Source organism: Pseudomonas azotoformans, assembly GCF_001579805.1.
GTDB lineage: Bacteria > Pseudomonadota > Gammaproteobacteria > Pseudomonadales > Pseudomonadaceae > Aquipseudomonas > Aquipseudomonas azotoformans_A.
Genome location: NZ_CP014546.1, coordinates 2,345,874 through 2,366,594, shown reverse-complemented (window position 1 = coordinate 2,366,594; position 20,721 = coordinate 2,345,874). Strand labels below are relative to the sequence as shown.

Annotated in this window: 22 protein-coding genes and 1 tRNA gene; 12 read left to right on the top strand and 11 right to left on the bottom strand. The window is 59.0% G+C overall.

Annotation, left to right across the window (positions count from 1 at the left end; translation table 11 throughout):
- Positions 1 to 248: 248 nt before the first annotated feature.
- From sctJ to AYR47_RS10880, 7 genes are all read left to right on the top strand, one after another.
- Positions 249 to 1,049: a type III secretion system inner membrane ring lipoprotein SctJ gene (gene sctJ, locus AYR47_RS10910; RefSeq protein ID WP_061435237.1), complete on the top strand. Its 801-nt coding sequence runs from the start codon at positions 249 to 251 to the stop codon at positions 1,047 to 1,049.
- A 618-nt stretch (positions 1,050 to 1,667) separates the two neighbouring features.
- Positions 1,668 to 2,216 (top strand): type III secretion system stator protein SctL, encoded by a 549-nt coding sequence (gene sctL, locus AYR47_RS10905; protein WP_335340610.1) that lies wholly within the window; start codon positions 1,668 to 1,670, stop codon positions 2,214 to 2,216.
- An 80-nt stretch (positions 2,217 to 2,296) separates the two neighbouring features.
- Positions 2,297 to 2,515 (top strand): hypothetical protein, encoded by a 219-nt coding sequence (locus AYR47_RS10900; protein WP_033896946.1) that lies wholly within the window; start codon positions 2,297 to 2,299, stop codon positions 2,513 to 2,515.
- Position 2,516: 1 nt separating this feature from the next.
- Complete coding sequence (locus AYR47_RS10895) at positions 2,517 to 2,912, top strand: hypothetical protein (RefSeq protein WP_033896945.1); 396 nt, start codon at positions 2,517 to 2,519, stop codon at positions 2,910 to 2,912.
- 13 nt (positions 2,913 to 2,925) lie between these two features.
- Positions 2,926 to 5,067: a type III secretion system outer membrane ring subunit SctC gene (gene sctC, locus AYR47_RS10890; protein ID WP_033896944.1), complete on the top strand. Its 2,142-nt coding sequence runs from the start codon at positions 2,926 to 2,928 to the stop codon at positions 5,065 to 5,067.
- Entirely contained in the window at positions 5,064 to 5,267 is a 204-nt protein-coding gene (hrpT, locus tag AYR47_RS10885; RefSeq protein WP_033896942.1) for an HrpT family type III secretion system protein, read from the top strand. The genes sctC and hrpT overlap by 4 nt, the downstream gene beginning before the upstream one ends.
- An 11-nt stretch (positions 5,268 to 5,278) precedes the next feature.
- Complete coding sequence (locus tag AYR47_RS10880) at positions 5,279 to 5,617, top strand: hypothetical protein (protein WP_033896941.1); 339 nt, start codon at positions 5,279 to 5,281, stop codon at positions 5,615 to 5,617.
- Here the strand turns inward: AYR47_RS10880 and sctU are convergent, their stop codons facing one another.
- Genes sctU through AYR47_RS10825 form a run of 11 tightly spaced genes read right to left on the bottom strand, consistent with a single transcriptional unit; the run spans position 5,618 to position 15,764 of the window.
- A complete protein-coding gene (gene sctU, locus AYR47_RS10875; RefSeq protein ID WP_061435233.1) occupies positions 5,618 to 6,715 on the bottom strand; it encodes a type III secretion system export apparatus subunit SctU in 1,098 nt (365 codons plus the stop codon). It lies immediately after the preceding gene.
- Positions 6,712 to 7,500, bottom strand: a complete 789-nt coding sequence (gene sctT / locus AYR47_RS10870) for a type III secretion system export apparatus subunit SctT (protein ID WP_061435231.1) — start codon at positions 7,498 to 7,500, stop codon at positions 6,712 to 6,714. The genes sctU and sctT overlap by 4 nt, the downstream gene beginning before the upstream one ends.
- 10 nt (positions 7,501 to 7,510) lie before the next feature.
- Complete coding sequence (gene sctS, locus AYR47_RS10865) at positions 7,511 to 7,774, bottom strand: type III secretion system export apparatus subunit SctS (protein ID WP_033896937.1); 264 nt, start codon at positions 7,772 to 7,774, stop codon at positions 7,511 to 7,513.
- Positions 7,775 to 7,781: 7 nt separating this feature from the next.
- Positions 7,782 to 8,435, bottom strand: a complete 654-nt coding sequence (gene sctR, locus AYR47_RS10860; protein ID WP_061435229.1) for a type III secretion system export apparatus subunit SctR — start codon at positions 8,433 to 8,435, stop codon at positions 7,782 to 7,784.
- Positions 8,432 to 9,445 (bottom strand): FliM/FliN family flagellar motor switch protein, encoded by a 1,014-nt coding sequence (locus AYR47_RS10855; RefSeq protein WP_061435228.1) that lies wholly within the window; start codon positions 9,443 to 9,445, stop codon positions 8,432 to 8,434. The genes sctR and AYR47_RS10855 overlap by 4 nt, the downstream gene beginning before the upstream one ends.
- Entirely contained in the window at positions 9,442 to 9,900 is a 459-nt protein-coding gene (locus tag AYR47_RS32010; RefSeq protein WP_082781487.1) for a type III secretion system HrpP C-terminal domain-containing protein, read from the bottom strand. The genes AYR47_RS10855 and AYR47_RS32010 overlap by 4 nt, the downstream gene beginning before the upstream one ends.
- Positions 9,897 to 10,334, bottom strand: a complete 438-nt coding sequence (gene sctO / locus AYR47_RS10845) for a type III secretion system stalk subunit SctO (protein ID WP_061435226.1) — start codon at positions 10,332 to 10,334, stop codon at positions 9,897 to 9,899. Before sctO ends, AYR47_RS32010 begins: the two co-directional genes overlap by 4 nt.
- Positions 10,321 to 11,679: a FliI/YscN family ATPase gene (locus AYR47_RS10840; protein WP_033896933.1), complete on the bottom strand. Its 1,359-nt coding sequence runs from the start codon at positions 11,677 to 11,679 to the stop codon at positions 10,321 to 10,323. Before AYR47_RS10840 ends, sctO begins: the two co-directional genes overlap by 14 nt.
- Complete coding sequence (locus tag AYR47_RS10835) at positions 11,676 to 12,575, bottom strand: FHA domain-containing protein (RefSeq protein ID WP_061449419.1); 900 nt, start codon at positions 12,573 to 12,575, stop codon at positions 11,676 to 11,678. The genes AYR47_RS10840 and AYR47_RS10835 overlap by 4 nt, the downstream gene beginning before the upstream one ends.
- Before the next feature lie 34 nt (positions 12,576 to 12,609).
- Complete coding sequence (sctV, locus tag AYR47_RS10830) at positions 12,610 to 14,703, bottom strand: type III secretion system export apparatus subunit SctV (protein WP_061435225.1); 2,094 nt, start codon at positions 14,701 to 14,703, stop codon at positions 12,610 to 12,612.
- Entirely contained in the window at positions 14,700 to 15,764 is a 1,065-nt protein-coding gene (locus AYR47_RS10825) for an HrpJ domain-containing protein (RefSeq protein WP_061435223.1), read from the bottom strand. Before AYR47_RS10825 ends, sctV begins: the two co-directional genes overlap by 4 nt.
- A gap of 262 nt (positions 15,765 to 16,026) precedes the next feature.
- Here AYR47_RS10825 and AYR47_RS10820 point away from each other — a divergent pair, with 262 nt between their 5' ends.
- From AYR47_RS10820 to idi, 5 genes are all read left to right on the top strand, one after another.
- Positions 16,027 to 16,578, top strand: coding sequence for an RNA polymerase sigma factor (locus AYR47_RS10820; protein WP_033896930.1), 552 nt, complete (start codon positions 16,027 to 16,029; stop codon positions 16,576 to 16,578).
- 191 nt (positions 16,579 to 16,769) lie between these two features.
- A tRNA-Met gene (locus AYR47_RS10815) sits at positions 16,770 to 16,846 on the top strand.
- Between the two features lie 300 nt (positions 16,847 to 17,146).
- Positions 17,147 to 19,342 (top strand): cytochrome P450, encoded by a 2,196-nt coding sequence (locus AYR47_RS10810; RefSeq protein ID WP_061435221.1) that lies wholly within the window; start codon positions 17,147 to 17,149, stop codon positions 19,340 to 19,342.
- On the top strand, positions 19,339 to 20,145 hold the full coding sequence (locus tag AYR47_RS10805; RefSeq protein ID WP_061435220.1) for a class I SAM-dependent methyltransferase: 807 nt from the start codon (positions 19,339 to 19,341) through the stop codon (positions 20,143 to 20,145). Before AYR47_RS10810 ends, AYR47_RS10805 begins: the two co-directional genes overlap by 4 nt.
- A 31-nt stretch (positions 20,146 to 20,176) precedes the next feature.
- Positions 20,177 to 20,719, top strand: coding sequence for an isopentenyl-diphosphate Delta-isomerase (idi, locus tag AYR47_RS10800; RefSeq protein WP_051422014.1), 543 nt, complete (start codon positions 20,177 to 20,179; stop codon positions 20,717 to 20,719).
- Positions 20,720 to 20,721 lie beyond the last annotated feature (2 nt).

Genomic DNA, 20,721 nt, shown 5'->3' with positions numbered 1-20,721 from the left:
ACGGCCCCCCTCCCCCGCTCCAGCCTTGTTTTACCCCCCGCAGCGGCCGACGCCATTAGCCCTCTATCAACGTCAAGAAAAAGTATGGTGCATCTGCTGAAATCAACCAGCAAAGAACTAGATATTGCTCAATTTCGTAAGTTCCCAGGCTTATTGGCCAACATCCAAGTCACCTCCCAACTGCTAGCAAAATGCCTTGCCAAGACCACTCAAGGCATTGATAAAGTGTCTAACTTACAGTAGTTATCATGAAAAACTTTTTCCTTCTCACATTATTATTGGCAGCCGCAATCATGCTGAACGGCTGTGGCGATCGTGTCGAACTTCACCGGCAACTCTCTGAGCAAGAAGCGAATGAAGTCATAGCAGAATTGGCAGATAAACATATCCGCGCGCAAAAGATCCCGGCCAAAGATGGTGTGGTCGTGACGGTCAACGCAAGCGACATCGGACGCGCCGTACGCACATTGGAAGCCGCAGGCTTGCCCAGGGTGGCGAGGACCACACTGGGCGCTACGTTTCGCAAGGAAGGCGTTATCTCCACGCCACTGGAAGAACGGGCGCGCTACATCTATGCCTTGTCCCAAGAGCTCGAGGCTACGCTGTCCAACATTGATGGTGTCATCGTTGCCCGTGTGCACGTGGTACTGCCAGAACGCATCGCACCAGGTGAGCCGGTCCAGCCCGCGTCTGCATCGGTATTCATAAAACACGATCCACGCCTGGATCCCGATAACATCCGAGCGCGCGTTCGCAGGATGGTGGCTAGCAGCATTCCAGGAATGGCTACGGCAATCGACAACCCGCAAAAACTCAGCGTGATATTCGTACCTGCGACCGTCTACCAGGAACAGCAACGCCTAGTGTATTTGGGACCTTTCTTGGTACCTGGCGAGGATCTTGGCTTTTGGCGGAACTGCGTAATCGTGTTTCTGCTCGGCGTGGTGGCAGCTGTGGTTGCCGCACTCTTTCTGCACCGTCGGCGTCAGCGCCCTCCACACGACTCGTCTCTGCTTAACGGATCTATCGGCCCTGCACATGACGCATAGCACCGAATACCCCATGAGTGAATACCTGGCCTGGGTTCAATGGTGGGCATTCCCTTGGCGGTATGCCGATGAAGAATGGAAGGACGGTTTGCACGGTGCGATTAACGCGCTTTCTCGGAGCAGAGGATCAGTACCGGGTGTATTCATGGGTGTGAATGCCTGCTTACCTCCTGCCCTCCAACCCACTGTGCTGCGACTAGCCCTCGCATCCAATGAACAACTCGACTTGGCGCTGACGCTCGCACACGACACGCTCAATCCTCAGGTGGCATCCCTTTTGAGTGAAAGTCATCACCAGTGGTGCAGTCGGCTATCCAAGACACTACCGCCTGCAATGCTGTCACTTGATGCCGACCCATTACAACTGCTGCATAACTGGCTCGAACCTGCTATCTGGCAACGACTCCGATTGCGCTTTCCCCGTCAGAGGGTAGATGCGGTGGAAAAGAGTCATGCCTGCCTCGAGAGCGCGAGCAGCCGATTAGGCACGCTCTGGCAAGCAGTCATTTGGCGTGTCAACGCCTCTCCAAGCCACTCTCTAGCCCCAGACTCATACGGGTAAGGAGGTCAATGATGTTATGCCGGTATGTGATTGAGTTGTCCAAGGACAAGAGTGGATTGCCACGCCCCCTGATCCCACGGGAAGAACTTGAAAATTGGAAGCAAGCAGAGCAACTCTTGAAGCACGCCAATGAACAAGCCGACGAATTGCTGAGCTTGACAGAAAAAAGATGTGAGCTATTGAGGGAGGAGGCGTCGCTGGTCGTCTGGCAACGCGCTGATGCTCAGCTCAAACGCTGGGAGCATGACCGTCAAACCATGTGTGACAACCTCGAGCAATACGCAAGTTCGATCACCAATGAGGCGATTCGGTGTTTGCTGGACGAAACGCCAGCGCCCACTAGGCTGGCGGCTCTTTTGAAACAATTGCTGACGAATCATGTCCACGAAATCAGCGCGATCCTACTCTGCCACCCAGATGATTTTGATGAAATAAAACGCCACCTCGTTGATGAGAAGACAACCATTTGGAAACTCCAAGCAGACGAAGCAATACTTCCTAAGACACTGGTATTGAAGACGGATGAGGGGGACTTTCGTATTAGCTGGAGTTCCATGCGCGCTACTTTTTTCAAACACAGTAAAGAGTTCAGGATCGACATCTGACTCCACATATCCAGCACACTCAAAAACAAGATCGGCCCGGTCAATAAAAACACCCACAATAGAATCTCAAAGGAATTCTTATGACGCTTCCTAAGGCCCTTTCATACCAAGCATTCAAAATCGCCGACTCCGTGTATAAAAAACTTGATGCTTTCCCGGAAGGCGGTATGGAAAATGAACAGGACGCAGAACTATTCCTTAAGTTATCAATGCAAGCAACGGCGACCAATTCAATGTTCACTGAGAACCTGCGAATTGAGCAATTGTCTTTGAAAACAACTATTGAAAGTTTTCAATAACATGAAAGCGCTTATCCGTGACTGGTTAATCCATCACGAACAACAACAACTCACCGTGTTCGAAAGTGACGACACCATTATTTTGAAACGTCAAGAAACCTTCATTTTATTGGAGGTTCAGTTGACCGCGCGCCCCTTAGATAATACGACATTGCAACGCTGGCTGCGCCTAGGTGCAGCCAGCCTGAACTTCTTCCAAGGCACTCTGGTTCGAAACGCCGAGAGTGGCGAGCTTTGGCTGATGCAAACCTTGCGCAACGGTCCGAGCGAGACGGAGGTATCTGCCTGCCTTGAAACCCTGCTCAACCAACGCGACACCTGGCGCTCCACGTTCACTCGCCTTGCTCGCACACCCCAGCACCTCAAGCCCACCTCACTACGTTCACTGTCGTACTAACCAGAGAACTTCTATGAAGAATAAGACCCACAAGCGGCGCAGTTTGCGCCCAACTTCGCCTGATGCTTCGTCCCGACGAACACTTGGGTACAGCATCGCCCTGCTTTCCTGTCTGCTGGTCCCAATAGAACATGCAGTGGCGGCCATCCCCAGCGAGTGGAAAAACACCGCCTACGCCTACGAGGCCGAGCACAAACCGCTACGGGACGTACTCGACGACTTCGCCCAGACCTTTGGCACACAACTGCAAATCGAAGGTCTGCTGGAAGGCGACGTCAACGGCAAGATCCGCGCAAATACCCCACAGTCCATGCTGGATAGACTCGGGGTTGAACACCGGTTTCAGTGGTATCTCTACAACAACACCCTATTCATCAGCACGCTGGACCAGCAGGAATCCGCGCGCCTGGAAGTCTCCTCGGAAACTATTTCAGACCTCAAGCAAGCGCTGACCGATATCGGCCTGCTTGATAGCCGTTTCGGCTGGGGCGAATTGCCCGAAGACGGTGTCGTATTGGTCTCCGGCCCCAAAACCTACATCGAACAGATCAAGCAGTTCAGCAGCAAACGCCGCTCGGCGGACGAAAAGCAGAGCGTTCTCAGCTTCCCGCTCAAATTTGCCAACGCGGCAGACCGCACCGTGGATTACCGAGGTGAAAAACTCGTCGTTCCCGGCGTAGCGAGCATTTTGCGGGGACTCTTGGAACCCCGTTCCGCCTCAACGCTTTCGGGGATGAGCCAACCCACCTCATCCCAGCCATCCCCTCTGACACTCAACGCGCCTCGGCTGGGCAACCCGTTGCTGGGCCAAATGCTCGGTGCAAATGGCAACACAGGGCAGTTGGACGCCGGCCCCACAATGACCAAGCGGGCGCCGACATCCAACAGCCGCATCCGCGTCGAAGCCGATGTGCGCAATAATGCCGTGCTGATCTATGACCTGCCGGAGCGCCAGGCCATGTACCGCGAGTTGATCACCCAACTTGACGTCGCACGCAAACTGATCGAAATCGATGCGATCATTCTCGATATCGAACGGACGCAATTGCGTGAATTCGGGGTGAACTGGGGTTTCCAGAACAGTCGCTTCCGCGGCGGCGTCAACATGGCGCCTGGCACCTCGTCGCAGGTGTCGATTGAAAACCGCGATCGTTTCTACGCCGATATCCGCGCGCTGGAGGCCAAGGGACTGGCAACCATGGTCTCCAATCCTTCTGTGCTCACCCTGGAAAACCAACCGGCGGTGATCGACTTCAACCGCACCCAATACATCACCCCCGGTAGAGATTACGCAACCATTTTACCCGTCACGGTGGGCACCAGCCTCCAAGTGGTTCCCCGGGTAACGACGGGCCGAGGCGTTCACCAGATCCATTTGGCCATCGATATCGAAGACGGTAATTTCGACGAAACCAATCCCGAGCGAGACCCCAATCACCCCGACGTTCGCCGGGGCAAGGTCAGCACCCAGGCCGTGATGCAGGAGAAGCGTTCGCTGGTAGTGGGTGGCTTCCATGTCACCGACAGTTCCGACCAGCAAAAGAAGATCCCGCTGCTGGGGGATATTCCGTTGCTGGGCAAGGCGCTGTTTTCCTCGACAGAACGCCACAACAATCGACGTGAGCGCTTGTTCATCCTCACACCCCGCGTGATCGGGGACCAGGACGACCCGTCGCGCTACTTGCCACAGGACGATCAGGCCGAGTTGCAAGCGGCCCTCACACCGTTGGCCAGACGCTACTCACCGCATCAGCCGGTGATCAAACGCAGTGACATCATCACCACGCTGGCGCGCTTGGTCAGTGGAGAAGTCCCCAAGTCTTTCAGTGCGGCACCAATGCCTCTGGCGCTGAACACCTTGTGCAGCACCCGTGATTTGCTGGCGCTCAATAGCGAGCGCAGCCAGTGGTACGCCGGCCCGGAATACAACGTGGCGGTTGTGGTGTTGCGCAACCAGTTCAAACGTAATGTGCGTATCGATGAAAAGGAATGCAGCAACTCGCAGACCCTGGCGGTCACTGTCTGGCCGCGCGCCTGGCTCAAGCCGGGTGAAGAAGCCGAGGTATTTATCGCCATGCGCCCGGTGGTGAAGGATGAACACCTCAGTGTGCCCCGCCCCTCCTTGATCACTCCAGCTCAGAAGGCCACACCATGATGAACCGACTGTTGTGCGTCACCTTGATCGGCGCCGCGATGCTCTTCACCGGCTGTACGCCGACGTGCAAAGGTGATTCATGCTCACGCCCGCAATCGAGCCAAGACAAAATGGTGATCTGGTGGCCGCCGCAGATGCGCGTCGAGCCCGCCCCCTCCGGTGAGCGGGCGGATTACCAAACGGTATCACTGGAACGCTGAGGCCTCCGGAAATGCCCGACGACCCACGGCAGGTATTTTTCGACAACCTGGTGAGTGGCGCACCCGCTCACCTGCCCCTGGCGCCCGGCATCAAGGTTTGCGCACAACGCGCCGGCCAGCGACCAGGGTTGGCCCTGTGCATCGCGCGTGAGGCTTTGCAGGCCGGGCAATTGCAACGGGTGCTAGAGCGACGCTTTGAGCAGGCAGTCGCGTTCGATGGCTGCTTTATCTACCTCGACCCTCAGCATGCCCTGGTGATCTGGCATGCATTGCCGGCAACCACCAGCACGCTCGACAGAATCCTCAGCCGGATGCTGTCGCTGGCCACCCTGCAAGCCTTGGACACGTGATCAGCGTCGCTCAAGCTCGGGAAGCTCCAGGGTTTCGCGCTTGGCCTCATCATCGAGCTCACGCAGGGTCCGGTAAATCAGCGCCACGGCCTGCAAGGTTTCGCGTGGGATACCAGCGCCCAGTTTTTTCGTATAGAGCGTGCGCGCCAGCCAGACACACTGGATCACCGGCACGTCGGCCGCCTTGGCGCGGCGGATCAATGTGCGGGCTTCATCATCCGTACCTTTGCTCACCAACATCGGCAGTGGTGTCTTACCCGGACGGTAATACAGCGCGACGGCATAGTGCGTCGGGTTGACCACCAGCATGTCGGACTCCTCGAGCTTGGGCAGCTTGACCTTTGGTTCTTCCTGAGCCAACTGGTACGCCAACGAACGGCGTTGCCCTTTCACATGGGGGTCGCCCTCCATGTCCTTGTACTCTTTGACGACTTCCACTTGGGTCATACGCATGCGCTTGGCAAAAAAGTGCTTGGACAGGATCATGTCGACAAGCGCCAGCACCAGCAGCATGCCCAGGCACACGTGCAGCAGATGACGGAACAGCGCGATCAACGCCACGATGTAGCTTTGCAGGTCACTGGTGGCCAGGTTGATCAGCGTGCCCACTGCGGGCCAGATCACCACATACAGAATCAAACTGATAAGGAAGGCTTTCGCCACGCTCATCAGCAGGTTCATCAACTGCTGGGCAGAGAACATCTGCTTGACCTGACTGACGGGGTTGAGGCGATTGAAATCCATCTTCAAGGCCTCCGGCGCAAACAGCAGTCCGAACTGCATCCAACTGCTGATCAGCTTCGTGGTAATCGCGACCCCGGCCATCAACAGGGCAAATGAAAAGAACACCCGCAGCGCGTCGAACAGCACCTCCTCCAGCGCACGCGTGAAGGGCTGGTTCAGCCGTGACATCGGCAACAGCATCAATTGCTGGAAGCGTTGCAGGCTGGTCTCGGCGGTGGCCAAGGCAATTTCACTGATCGCTGTCAGCGCCAGCAGCTTTGCGACATCCTGGCTCTGGGCGACCTGGCCTTTCTTGCGTTGGTCACGCAGTTTCTTGGCGGACGCCGGGTGCTTTTTTTCGCCTGAGTCACTCATGGCACTGCGACCTTGAGCAAAACGCCCAATGAATGTTTAAGGTCGCCCAGCAGGCTTATACGCCCGACGATCAGATCCTGCAGCAGCGCAAAGTACAACAACAGGATGCCAATGCCCGCCAGGCTCTTGACCGGTGGCGCCAGGGTACTTACCTGTAACTGCTGGCTGTAGACCCCCAACAGTGCGATGCCGAACTCCAGCAACAGCAACACCGCAATAAAGGGGGCGGCATAGAGCATCATGTGGGTGAACGTATCCCCCAGCAGGCCGATAAACACATCAAAGCCGTTCGCCGCAGGCAGCGGAAACCACAGGGTGGGTGGCCAGATCAGGTAGCTGTCCCAGATCACCTGGGTTAATGCTCCCAACCCGAGACTGGTTATGAGCAGAAAGATCGCCAGTTGCTTGAACAAATGCCCAATCGGCGTCGCATCCGGCCCCAGCGAAGGGTTGAGTTGACCACCGGCCAAGGCGCCGCGTTGGTTATCCAGCAGCGCTCCCACAGACTCGAACATCCAGAACGGCATTGCCAGCAACACACCCAGTAAAATACCCAGCGCTACCTCCTTGAGCAGCAACGCAACCAGCATGATTGCGGAGTAATCCTGGCTGGCTAATGCGGCATGAATTCCCGGTGCGGGCATCAATGCCATCACCATCACCAGGGTATGTCGCGGCATGCCCCGGATGTGTTGAAAACAGAACGCCGCCACCAGGATGCCGCAGGGGTAGATACGCGCCATGCCGATCAGCAGGCTGGGCAGGTATTCGAGATAGAGCAGCATGGGCAGGGCCTCAGTTCAGGGCCGAACGGCCGATCATTTCGAAGGTGAGGTTGATCAACTGGATCAACTCCACGCCAATCCAGCGGCCAGTCATGATCAGCGTGATACCCACGGCCACCAGCTTGATACCAAAGGGCAATGTCTGGTCCTGTACCTGCATCAATGCCTGCACGAGAGAGGTCAACACCCCCACCACCACCGCCACGATCAACGGCGGCGCCGACAGCACCACCACCAGCAACATGCCCTGCTTGAACAGCACGATAGGTTCCATACGGCACTCAGAGGTAGGAGAGGAACAGACTGTCGAGCAACCGGGACCAGCCGGACACCATCACGAACAACAGCAATTTCAGCGGCAGGGAAATAGTCATCGGCGAGACCATTTGCATGCCCAGCGACAGGAGCAGGTTGGAGACAATCAGGTCGATTACGATGAAGGGGATATAGATCAGAAAGCCGATCTCGAACCCCGCCTGCAGCTGCGACAACACGAAGGCCGGGATCACCAGGATCAAGTCTTCGCGCCGCACCTGCTCGGCCATCTGCGCAGGCCACAAGCGCTTGGAGTTCTCCAACAGGTGCGTCAGCACATCCGGGTCGATGTTGCGCAGCATGAAGGCACGTAGCGGTTTGATCGCCTCACTGCCTGTCTGCAGAAGCATTTGCACGTTGCTCAAGTCCAAGGGTGAGGCTTTGACGTGTTCGGCGATTTCATACCCCACCGGGGCCATGATGAATAGCGTGGCCGCCAGCGCGATGCCATTGATGGCCATGCTGGGCGGCACCTGCTGCACACCGATGGCGTTGCGGGTGATCATCAGCACAATCACAATTTTCAGGAACGCAGTGCAGACGATCAACAGCATGGGCATCAATGACAATGCCGCCAGGAAGACCGCGAGAACTAAGGGATCCAGCCCTTGAAGGATCATCCGGCGAACATCACGCGGGACAACTGCAAGCCCAGGCGCCCGTCGACTTCCACCAACTGTCCCAGGCCGATCGGCCGGTCGCCGTAATAGAGACCCGCCATGCCGGGCGCATAACCGGCGACACCCAGTACGGCACCGGGGGCGAGGCTGCGCAACTCGCCCAGGGTGAGGTTCAGTGTTCCGCAGCGTATGTTCAACGCCATGCTCAACTCGTCGAAAGGTTCATGACCGAATACGTCCACAACGGGTTCATCTTCGTCATACCCCGAGTAGTCGGGAGCGATAAATTCTTCATCCATGGAGGTACCCTCAATCGAAGTCAGTGTCAGACACAACGCGCCTGCGTCATCGTCAATACGCCCATGCAGCCGCTGCCTGCCAACCTGTACGTGGCCAGCGCCCTGGGCCTGGAAAAAATTCTGTTCTGGTATCAGCACATCCCCAGCCCGCAGGCCACGTACCTGTGCAATCGGTAATTGCAGGCGTCCAAGGGTCACGGCAATTGCCAGTTGAAACGACGCAGGCAACGGCGCGGCGTTGCTGCGCCACGACCCGGCATCACACAACGCGAGGAAGCTCTCGGCCGTCAGCCACAGATAGCCCATTGCCCGGGAGGCCCCCAGCGTCACGCTGAGTCGGCAACCAAACCCCTTGGGGCGCTCGACATCCAGCAGTCGCACATGGCCCATCAGTGTTTGCACCTGCGGGCTCAGGTGGTGTTGGAACAACGCCCAGAACCAGGAGTCCGGATCGTTGCCCGTCTTGGCCAAGGTCACCGGGCATTCGCCCAGCAGACTGAGCAAGGGACCAGCCTCGGCCAGCGCCAGCACCCCGCGTGCCGTTTCGAAGCACAATGACTGGCCCGCAGTGGGCGCACGACCCGGTTCGAGCCATAACTCACCACGCTGCCCCGCGACGTCGAAGGGCAAGCGCAAGCCGCGCCCGAGACGACGGCGTGCGGCAACTATGTCGCCACTGACCCGAGGCAGCGGCACTGCCGGAATCATCATGCAGCCCCGATAGAGGGAAGCAGCAGGCTGACCGTTTGCCCCAACAATTGTGTAAAGCGGTCCTCAACCTGTTGCCGCACGCCATTCAGCCAGCGCGCCGTCGCATCATCTTGTGCGTCCAGGTCGATACTCCAGGCGTTCTGTTCACGGCGCACACTGGCGTTGATCCGCCCCAGGCGAGGCAAGTACAACACCGCCTGCAGCGGCCACTGCGACGCGGCCTGCAGGCGAGGTACCAGTTGCTCGGCCAGCGCCTCGATCATCGCCGCAGCGCCCGACGCCTTGGTTCCCGATAGCTGAGGCCCTGCCCCAGAGTCCTCCCCCTCATCCGCCCACAACTGGGAAAACAATCGCGTCAGCTCTGCAGGCAGGACGCCCACCATTGCGGGCTCTCGCTCCTCTCGTCTGTCACGCGGGCGTGGACGCTCGGCGGGTTTATCTGAAACCTGGGTCATGTCGGCTCCTGCGCCAGTAAAAGAGATAACTCCTGAAGTTTTTCCACCTGTCGCAGGCAGGCGGTGACCTGCATTTGGGCTCTGCCGACGCAGGTCTGTCGTTCTTCCTGCTGGCCCTGCAAGGCTTCCAATTGCCCCATGCCCCGCCGGGTATTGGCCGATAAGGAACGTTCCTGCGCGCCCCAGGACTTCAGCGCCTGCAGGTTCAATACCTGGCCCTGGTGCTCACTGAGCAACTGGGCGCTTCGTTCAGCCTCATCACGCCGGATCTGCTCAAGTGCAGCCTCGGCCTGGCGGATATTGGCAAGCAGGGCCTGCTGGGCCCGCCTCGCCTCACGCAAGGCACGCTCAGCCCGGTCTGCCCGGTGCCGGCGCAGGCGGCGCAGGCGGCGCAGTGTCTCGACTTCGCCGAGCAGCCCATCAGAATGGGACATAGGCCGTCAGCTCCTTGAGTTGCTCAAGCGTCGTCGCCATCGGCGCAGGCTCGCGCAAGTCCTGGCGCAGGAAATTATCCACCGCCTGGCGACTGTCCACCGCCAGGTCGGTCAAGGCATCGCTGCCGGGCTGGTATTCCCCCAGCTTGAGCATCAGTTCGATCTGCTGATAGGCCGACAACAAGCGTCGCAACGCCGTGCCCGCCTGGATATCCACAGGCTCGGCGACGTTGCTCAGGATCCGCGAGAGGCTCGCCAGCACATCCACGGCGGGATAGTGCCCACGCTCCGCCAACTTGCGAGACAACACGATGTGGCCGTCGAGCAACGAGCGCACTTCATCGGCCACTGGATCGTTCATGGAGTCCTGCTCGATCAACACGGTGTAGATCGCCGTGATCACCCCCTCACGGGTCAACCCGGCGCGCTCTACAAGGCGCGGCAGCAGGCTGTACACAGAAGGCGGCAGGCCACCGCGGCCGAGAGGTTCGCCGGCAGCCAGGCCGATCTCGCGTTGGGCCCTGGCGAATCGGGTGAGGGAGTCGATCAGCAGCAGCACTCGCTTGCCCTCACGCCGAAAACCCTCAGCCAATGCCGTGGCCGTAAAGGCTGCACGGGCTCGCTCCATGCTGGAACGGTCGGACGTGGCGCACACCAGTACGGCCTTGGAACGCAGTTGCTCATCGAGTTCATGATCGAGGAATTCACGCAGTTCCCGACCCCGCTCGCCGATCAGGCCGAACACGATGACATCGCACTCCACGTTACGAGCGATCTCGGCCAACAAGGTGGTCTTGCCGCAACCGGCCCCGGCGAACAGGCCCACGCGCTGGCCTTCACCCAGCGTCAACAGGCCATCGATCGAACGCACGCCGGTGGCCAACGCGCGGTTGATGCGCGGTCGATCAGTCGGCAACGGCGCCTCACACAACACGGCGCTGGAGTCCGGCGAGTCAGCCTCGACAAACGCACTCGGACCTTCTCCCGTGATCGGTCGCCCGAAGCCGTCCAGCACCTGGCCCAGCAAAGCCTCGCTGACCTGCACCCGATGCGAGACCCCAAGACGCTCCACCCCCGCGCCCACCTGCACGCCTTCCAGATTGCCCAGGGCGCTGAGCACCGCGTCCTGCTGATCAAAACCGATGATTTCGGCCAGCATGTAGTCGCCCTGCTTTTTCTCGACCCGACACAGATCACCAATACGCGCTTGAGGCAGCCGACACTGCAACAACATGCCATTGACGCGCTGGATGCGCCCCCGCATGGTCACCGGTGCGAAGGTGGCCAGCGATTGGACCTGGCGTTGCTGCCAGGCTTCCAGGCGTGCTTGCAGTTCCGCACTCACCAGCGCACCTCATAGCGCTGTACGCCATCGAACACCACCTTGCTGTTGTCGATCAGCACCAGGCGCAGGCCGTCGACTTCATCCCCGACAAACAGGCGGCTGCCCTCCTCCAGGACCACGTGACCATTGGGCCCGCCCACGATCTGCACAATCTTGAACGGCAACGTCCCATCGCGTGCGCGCACACGGCTGATCACCGGCACGGCGCTGTCGAACTGCTCGCCAAAACGGCTGAGCATGCGTGCGACCAGCTCAACATCATCCTGTGAGACGTCCCCACTGAGCGCGACCTGCCCATTGATCACTTGCAAACTGACGCGCTGGTTCAATTCACGTTCGCCGAGCATCTTCAACAACTGCTGGCGGACCTCAAACGGTGAGGCCAGTTCGTGCTTTTGCACCACAGGCGGCATCAGCGAGGCCTGGGCCTCAGGCTTCCCGGTGGACGCCATGCCCACCACAATGAAGATCACCGTCACCACCAGCACCAGCGTAATCAGACGCTTCTGCTGAGCGTGCGAAATGGCCGACAACTTAAGCACCGGCACCGGCTCACTGACCCGTGGCGACACCTCCGGTGCAGGGGCTGCAGCCTGGGGCCAGGGCTCATCGGCCAACGTGACGCACAACCGTACGTTGCCCACCAAAAACGTGGCGTTCAGCGCCAGATGCGCAATCTGCGCCAGCGCCTGACCCTCTGCATCCTCCAGCAACCCGGCCTCAGCCTGCACCGACCAGTTCGAGTCGATGAGTCGCAGCCGGGCATGCTGCTCGGCGACGCCTGGATCGCTTAGCACCAGGTCAGCATCGGCGTGGGCACCGATGCTCCACTGCTCTCCGAACAAGGGCAGCGCAGCCCCCTGATGCCGCCCATCAAGCACTCGCAATTCAAACATCAGCGAGCCCTCCAGGCCTGACATAGCCAAGTCTTCATGCCACTGCACCACGCATCAACTCGTCCTGGGCCAGGTCGAAGCGCCCCAGCACCTTGACCTTGGAAGAGCTGCCCAGCTCAGCGAAGGACAGCACCGGCACGTGGTTGAACTCCTCCAGCAACAGCGTGCGCAGCGGGCTGCGCAAGTCCTGTGCGACCAGCATCACGCTCTTGAGTTTGGGGCGAACGGGAAAGGCTTGATTGAGCAGGCTGACCAACGCCGCGCTGTGTGCGTCATCGAGGGCGAAGAACACCCCGGTCTGGGTCTGGCGCAGCGCCTCACGCAGGATGTTTTCAGTGTGCGGCGACAGCAACCAGGCATGCAGGCCGTCAGCTTCGCTGTACTGGTGGTAGATCTGTGCCTTGAGCGCAATGCGCGCGTAGTCGGCGAGCGCGTCCGGCTCGCGTTCATGCTGGCCGTACTCGATCAGCGACTCAACGATCAGCCGTACGGCGCGCAACGGCACACCCTCGCTGGCCAGGCGTTGCAGTACTGCCGAAAAACGCGACAGTGGCATGATCCGCTGCAGTTCCTGGACCAGTTCCGGTTGGTTGTGCTCCAGCCAACTGAGGATCGACTTGCTCTCCTGGATCCCCAGGAACTGCGGCCCGCTGAGCATCATCGCCTGCTTCATGCGCTCAACGATCAGGCTCGCCGAGGTGAAGCGCTCCAACTGCGGATCATCGAGCAGCGGATCATCCGGCGCCAACCAGAGCCAATCCTGTTCATCGCGTTCCACCAACCCTGGAATGGCATGTGCTGGCTCAACCGTCAGCGCTTTACGCTCCACCGCCACATGGCTGACCACAGATGCCTTGACCATGGGCACTTCGTGGACACAGAAGCGCATTTCATCGTCGTCCAGTGAGTCGTCGAGTTCCACCTCGAACGGTGGCAGCGTCAAGCCGATATTGGCGACCAGTGCATTTCGGGCCTGGCGGATCGAGTGAACAAGATCCGTCACCTCAGGCGTCCCCCGTAGCACCGGGGAGAATTGCAGCAAGTAGGGCCTCGACGGATCAAACCCACGCAAGTCCTCACGCCCGTTCTCTTCAGGACGCACCGTTTCGGCGGTTTCTGCAGCAGGTTGCTCCTGCCGTTGACGCTGGCGCATCAGGTAGTACCCCAGGCTGCCAGTGACCAGCGCGATGAGGATAAACACTCCAGTGGGCATGCCGGGTACCGCGGCAAAGGCGAGCATACCCACCGAGGCGATCATCCAACTCTTGGGCTCGCTGGTCATTTGCCGGGCAATTTCGGCGCCCATGTTGCTGGCGCCCTTGCGTCCGTCCGGCGCCACACGGGTGATGATCATGCCGGCGGTGAGGGAAATAAGCAGCGCCGGGATCTGTGCGATCAGGCCGTCGCCGATGGTCAATACCGAGTACAGCGAAATGGACTCGGAAGCACTCAAGCCGTGCTGAAACATGCCGGTGGAAAAACCACCCAGCAAGTTCACCACAACGATGATCAGGCCCGCGATGGCGTCGCCTTTGACGAACTTCATGGCCCCGTCCATGGCCCCGAACAGTTGGCTCTCTCGGGACAATTGCTCCCGTTTGTCCCGCGCTTGCATGCCGTCAATCAAGCCAGCCCGCAAGTCGCTGTCGATGGACATCTGCTTGCCGGGCATCGCATCCAGGCTGAAACGCGCGGCCACTTCGGCCACCCGCTCCGAGCCCTTGGTGATGACCAGGAAGTTGACCAGGGTCAGGATCAGGAAGATCACCATCCCCACGGCGAGGTTGCCACCAACCACAAAGTTGCCGAAGGCCTCGACGATGTCTCCGGCGTCCTGCTCCAGCAGGATCAGGCGTGTCGTGGCAATCGACAGAGACAGGCGAAACATGGTGGTCAACAGCAGGATCGACGGGAACGAAGAGAACGCCAGGGGGCCTGGCAGGTACAACGCCAACACGATCAACAGGCATGAGATGCAGATGTTGAGCGCGATCAGGATGTCCACCAGCCAAGTGGGCAGCGGTACGATAAAAATGAACACGATGGCCATCACCACCACGGCGCCCAGCACTTCTGCGCGTTGCGCGACCTTGAGCAGAAAACCGTTGATGGCCGAAAGCGCTGTCACGCCATGACCCCCAGCTCACCGGGAAAACGCGCGGGGCCACGCGTCATCCGGTCCAGCTCACCGATCACCGCCAGAAAGCCACGCAAGGTTTCTTCGCGTACCCGACCGTCGAGCCATATCGCCAAAGGCAATTGCTGGAATAACGGGTAAAGGGAATTCAGGGCCACTAATTGCTGGAGTTTCGACGCGCTCCCTAAATCGCTGCCTAACCGTAGGATTTCGCTAGCCGAAATGCCACTCCCGGCAACCACCAGCAGGCGCTGGAGCAGGCTCAAGGCGTCGTGATCACTACCCAGGCGGTGCAGCAGCGCGTGACAACCGGACAACACCCCGCTGAGCCGCATACAGCTCTGCAGGCCCTGCAGCAAAGTGAGCAACAGAGGTGAGGGTCTCATTGGCCTCTCGGCAGCAATATCATTCGCCAAAACCTTTTGCATCACCTTGATCCCACTGGTGAACGCTTCACCACCGTACAGACCCAACAGGGACTGCATCATCGTCGCCAACGATTGGCGCGCGACCACATTGGAGTAATAGAGCGTTCGCAGCACGCCCAACTCCTTTGGGTCTACCTCGCCTTTCTGCAGCGCGGCAGCGACTTTCAGGCCTACTTGGATCTCTCCTTCGAAGCGAACCTCCAGCCTGGCCATTGCATCGCGTGCCAAGACCGCTTCGGACGGACGCGACTCAGTCTCAGCCTGGTCCCGCACATGTTTGAGCACCAAAAACGCGCGTGCGGGATCGCCCTCAAAGATCTCCAGCAACTTCCCAACGTCTGCCCGCTGCCGCAATGCTTCCCGGACCATCAGCGACACCAATGCCAGCGTCTTCTTGACCGGATGGCCCAACTGACGATACAGGGCGTCGAGATGCTTGATCTCAAGCACGCGCAGGTTCAACTTCCGCTCGCCCAGCGGTCGGCTGTTGGCGTCCACTTCCTGATTGAACAAAAGCGCAAGTTCGTCCACGCCGTTTGTCGGGGCTGGCGTGGAGGTCTGGTTGACAGCGGGCTCATCCGGGCGCTGGACCGTTTGCACATCGGGGGAGGATTCGACTTTCATGGACAGACCTGAACAGGAAGAGTGTTTCCCTGTGTGGCAAGGCCAGCGCAAATGGTTCCAAAAAGTCAGATCACACGAAAAGTTTGAAAAGACTTGCACAGACCTTCAAGGCTCTATGCAAAGGGCTGCACGAAAAAATACATTTCAAAAAAAATTATCGATATAAATCAGAAAGTTATGAAAATTATTTTCTTGGCATAGCCAGTGCAAAAGGGGTTCCCGTCGACACCTTTTCGACTGCGTCTACACCAAGGAAACATTCATGAATATCCCTATTGAAGCTTTAGCGCACCTCGTTGGCAGCTCGCCTCAATTCATGCTTCACCTGACAGACGACCAGCAAAAAAAACTGCGGCGCTTCATTCATAAGCGCGTACTCAACCCGGAAGATGCGGATGATCTTCTGCAATTGACTTACCTGGAAGCCTGGCGCAACCGAGAGCGTTTCAGCGGTAATGCCACGCTCAGTACGTGGATGTGCGGTATCGCGCAAAACCTGATCCGCAATCACTTCAGGCGCTTGTACGCCAAGCCCGTGCATTGCGAGTTTGATGAGTCGCTCTGGCACGGCCAGGAGGACAACCACAATCTGGATTGGGAGTTTGAGGTCAACCGTCGCCTGGAAAAAACCCTGAGCGCTATCGATCATCTGCCGACGGAAATGCGCAAGACGCTGTACGCCTCACTGGAAACCGACGGCAGCTATCAGGACACCGCCGACGCGCTGGACATTCCTATCGGCACCGTGCGCTCACGCCTGTCACGGGCCCGCGAGCAGCTCAAACGCGCCACGCACAGTCCGAAACTCCCTTAGCATCAGTGCACGCGTTGAGCGGCAGGGATATCTGCTCAACGCGATCACATTTTGCGGGGCCTCGGCAGGGCGAATACTGATCCACTCGTCGCCAGATCCGCTGATTTCGCTTAAACAGTTGAAAGCGTAGATAAAAATTCAAAATAAATACTTGACGCATTCCCGTTCTACGCGAATAATGCGCGCCACTTGGCTACATAGCTCAGTTGGTTAGAGCATAGCATTCATAATGCTGGGGTCCGGGGTTCAAGTCCCTGTGTAGCCACCAAGTACCGATCCATAGATGTCTACAGCAGTCTATGAATCACCTCAAGAAGCCCGCCTCGTGCGGGCTTTCTTGTTTCTGGCGTTTCAAAACACCACAGCCTGACAGCGCCTTTTCCTGAACGCCCTCCTTCCTGAAACCCATTTCGCCTTCAGTTTTGCGGGGTTTCCCGTGCCACCCTCGGAAACACCTGACATCCAAAGCCATTTACTTCCAAGCATTCTCCTCAGGGCTTGAACACAGCCACGCTGCCCTGAACCTCCCACCCGTGGAGGTTGCTTGGACATGTAACAAGGATGTCATATGACAAATTATTCAGAGGGGCGCTTCATGCCGATAGCACCGCTGATCATTCCCGAAATACTGCTTCCGTTTTCCTGCCCGCCGCCACGTTCTGACAGCCATCGGTTGCGCGAGCATGCCCTGGCCTGGGCGCAACGATACGGCTTGATCGGCCGTCGGGGTGCGCACCGGCTAAGCACCACTGCGCTGCTCGACCTGGGAATAGCGCTGTGCGGACAAGCCCCGACGCACCAGGCCGAAACCCTGGTGTGCTGGTATCTGTGGGCACTCACACTCGATGACCGGATCGATGACGGCCCCTGGGCCGAAAACGGCGTGCTGGAACGTTTCGTCGCAGCGGTGCAGTCCATAACCGAGAGCGACGGTGTCGACTCACTCGATGAAATCGGCCGGCTTGATGACCCAATGCTCAGTGTCCTGATCGATGATCTGTGGCCACGGACACGGAGCTGGGGTGACGAGCGTTGGCGGCATCGGCTTGTACGCAATTTACTCGGGCATTTGCGTGCGCAGGCGACCCTGGTGAGAATGCGCGAAACCGGCACAGCGCTCACGCTGGCCGAATATCTGCCGTTGCGACGGGATTCGTTCGGTGCACTGTTCTTCTTTGATCTCATCGACGCAGCCGAAACGCTCGATCCCTACGAGCATTCAGACAACATCGAAGGGTGGGACACACTCCGCGAGCACGCTGCCGATATCATCACCTGGACGAACGATATCCACTCGATTGCCAAAGATGTGGTGTGTGGCGAGCGCTTCAACCTGGTCTCCATTCTAGCGGACACCCATGGCACCGACTGGCCTGAGTCGATCGAAGCGGCCCTGCACATGCTGAATACAGCCGTCGAGGCATTCACCCAGGCCTCAGCTCGGCCCCACCGGGCTTCCGCCGCTACCGACCCGGAGCGGCTGCGCCAGGTTGCCCGAGCGGCGGGCGATTGGCACAAGAACGTTTCCCGGTATCACCTGCAGGCCACCGACGCCACGGGTCAGGCCAACCGACAGGTGGACCTGGCGTGCATCCCCCCTACCCTGAAATCCCGGCAATTCGAAATCGACCCCTACCCCCTTTATGAGCGTTTGCGTACCACGCTGCCCATTGTCTACGACGAGCCTACGGACGTGTGGCTGGTCAGCCGTTATGCGGATGTCAAAGCCGCGTTGACCCACCCCGGAACGAGCAGCAACAACTACAGCTGGCAAATCGGACCGTTGCTGGGGCACACCATTGTGGCCATGGACGGTTGTGAACACGCCCAGCATCGAGCGTTGCTGAGCCCGTCGTTCCGCAGCAAGGCCCTCACAGTCCTTGAAGCATCGGTCACCTCGGTGAGCATGGACCTGCTGGCGCAGATGCGTGGCCGTTGCCAGGTGGACCTCGTTGCCGATTTCACCTCAGTGCTGCCCGTCCGGGTGATGGCTCGCGCGCTGGGGCTCCCGGCTGAAACCCCGGAGGAAGTCGCTCGGCTGAAGAACTGGTGTGCCATCGGCTTCGCCTACATGGGCAACTATCGACAGGATCCGACCCTGTTGACCGGTGGATTATCCAACCGTGACAGTTTCTACGACTTCATCCGGCCCCACATCGACGCCCGTCGCGCGGCACCCACCGACGATTTGATCTCACATCTTGTGGCCGCGCGGATTGACGGCCAGCCCTTGTCCGAGGCGTTCGTGCGGGCCTATTGCGCGATCTTGATGACGGCCGGCAGTGAGACCAGTCACGGTGCCTTGGCAAACCTCATCGTCAACCTGCTGAACGAGCCCGGCGTGAAAGAAGCAGTGATGGCTGATCCGGACTTGATGGACAATGCGCTCGCTGAAACCTTGCGACGCAACCCTCCTTTGCAACTCATTCTCCGGGAGGCCCGTGAATCGCTGGAGCTGCCGTCCGGAACCATTCCTTGTGGCGCGACCCTGGCGTGCCTGATCGGCTCGGCCAACCGTGATCCGCACCAGTTCACCGATCCGGACATCTTCACTCTGTCGCGCCCCCATCAGGAGACGAATCACTTTGCGTTCGGCGCAGGGCGTCATTTCTGCCTGGGATCCATGCTTGCACGGATGGAAATCACCCTCGGCGCTCGCCTGTTACTACAGACCTTTCCAGACGTGCGCTGGGCTCCAGGGTTCCAGCCCGCCGAACACGGTTTTCTTAACCGCTGCCCTCCTCGACTGGAGGTCGTACTGTGAGCACCACTGACCCAGCCGAGGAGCCCGGCTACACCAACAGCTATCTCGGTGATCAGCATGCCGGCCAGTTGGCGCGGATGCGCACCCTGGAGCGTGCCTTTGACCCGCTGAGCCAAACAGTGTTTGGCCAACTGCCTCTTCCGGACAAACTGACCCTTCTTGACCTCGGCGCCGGTGCCGGATCATTCGCTGGCTGGCTGAGCAAGCGCCATCCCGACGCGACGGTCATTGCCACCGACATTGACACCCGGTTTCTCAACGACATACCCGGCATTCAAGTGGTCACGCATAATGCCGCGACCGATGATTTCCCCGCCGCCTATTTTGACCTGGTGCACGTCAGGGCCTTGTTGTGCCACCTGCCCGAGCGTGAAGACATACTGACCAGAGCAACCACCTGGGTCCGTCCGGGCGGCTGGCTGGTGATCGAAGATTTGAGCTTGCGACCCAGCTTGAGAACGGCGAACCCACTGTTCCGGAAAATCGCTCAGGCCGGTTTCACGCTCCTGGAGCAGTCCATTGGCTCCGACATGCTCTGGGCCGATACGCTCCCCGACCGGCTAGGTGAACGGGGACTGTGCAATATCGGGTATCGCACCCTGGAAGGCCGCATCGGCGACAACAGCCCGGCCGACGCATTCTGGGCGGCAACGACAGCACAAGCCGGACCGGCGTTACTGAAGCTCGGGCTGCTCACTCAGGATGACCTTGATGCCATGGCCAGGCTGCGCGCCTCTGCGACCTTCACCGAGGCAGCGTTGACGTTCATCAGCGCCTGGGGGCAAGTGCGCGAGCGCGACTAGACAGCCGTGACTGAACAAAAGAGGACACCGAATGACAGACTCCGTGATTTTGGTCGACGCACACGATCGTCAGATTGGTGTGTGTGATAAACGCGACGCACACCTGGGGGAGGGCCAGCTTCATCGCGCATTTTCGGTTCACCTGATCGACAGTGTCGGGCGTCACCTGATTCAACGTCGTGCCGCAGGCAAAATGCTTTGGTCTGGATTCTGGTCGAATGCCTGCTGCAGCCATCCGGCGCCTGGCGAGACTGTTCTGGACGCAGCGTGTCGTCGCCTGCGCGAAGAGCTGGGGGTCCGCGCCTCCTGCCGCTTCCTGTACAGTTTTGAATACCATGCGCGCTTTGGGGTGATCGGTGCGGAACATGAGTTATGCCATGTATTGGTTGCTCAATCTGACACGGTGGTCTCGCCGGCCGTCGAAGAGGTCAGCGAGGTCCAGTGGCTGAGCCGTGCTGAAGTCTCAGCCCAACTCTCAGATCCGGCAGCACACTTCACGCCCTGGTTTCGAATGCAGTGGCGCCACCTGCTAGCGCAGCACCCTACATTCGACACACCCACCTTTCAGGAATGAGT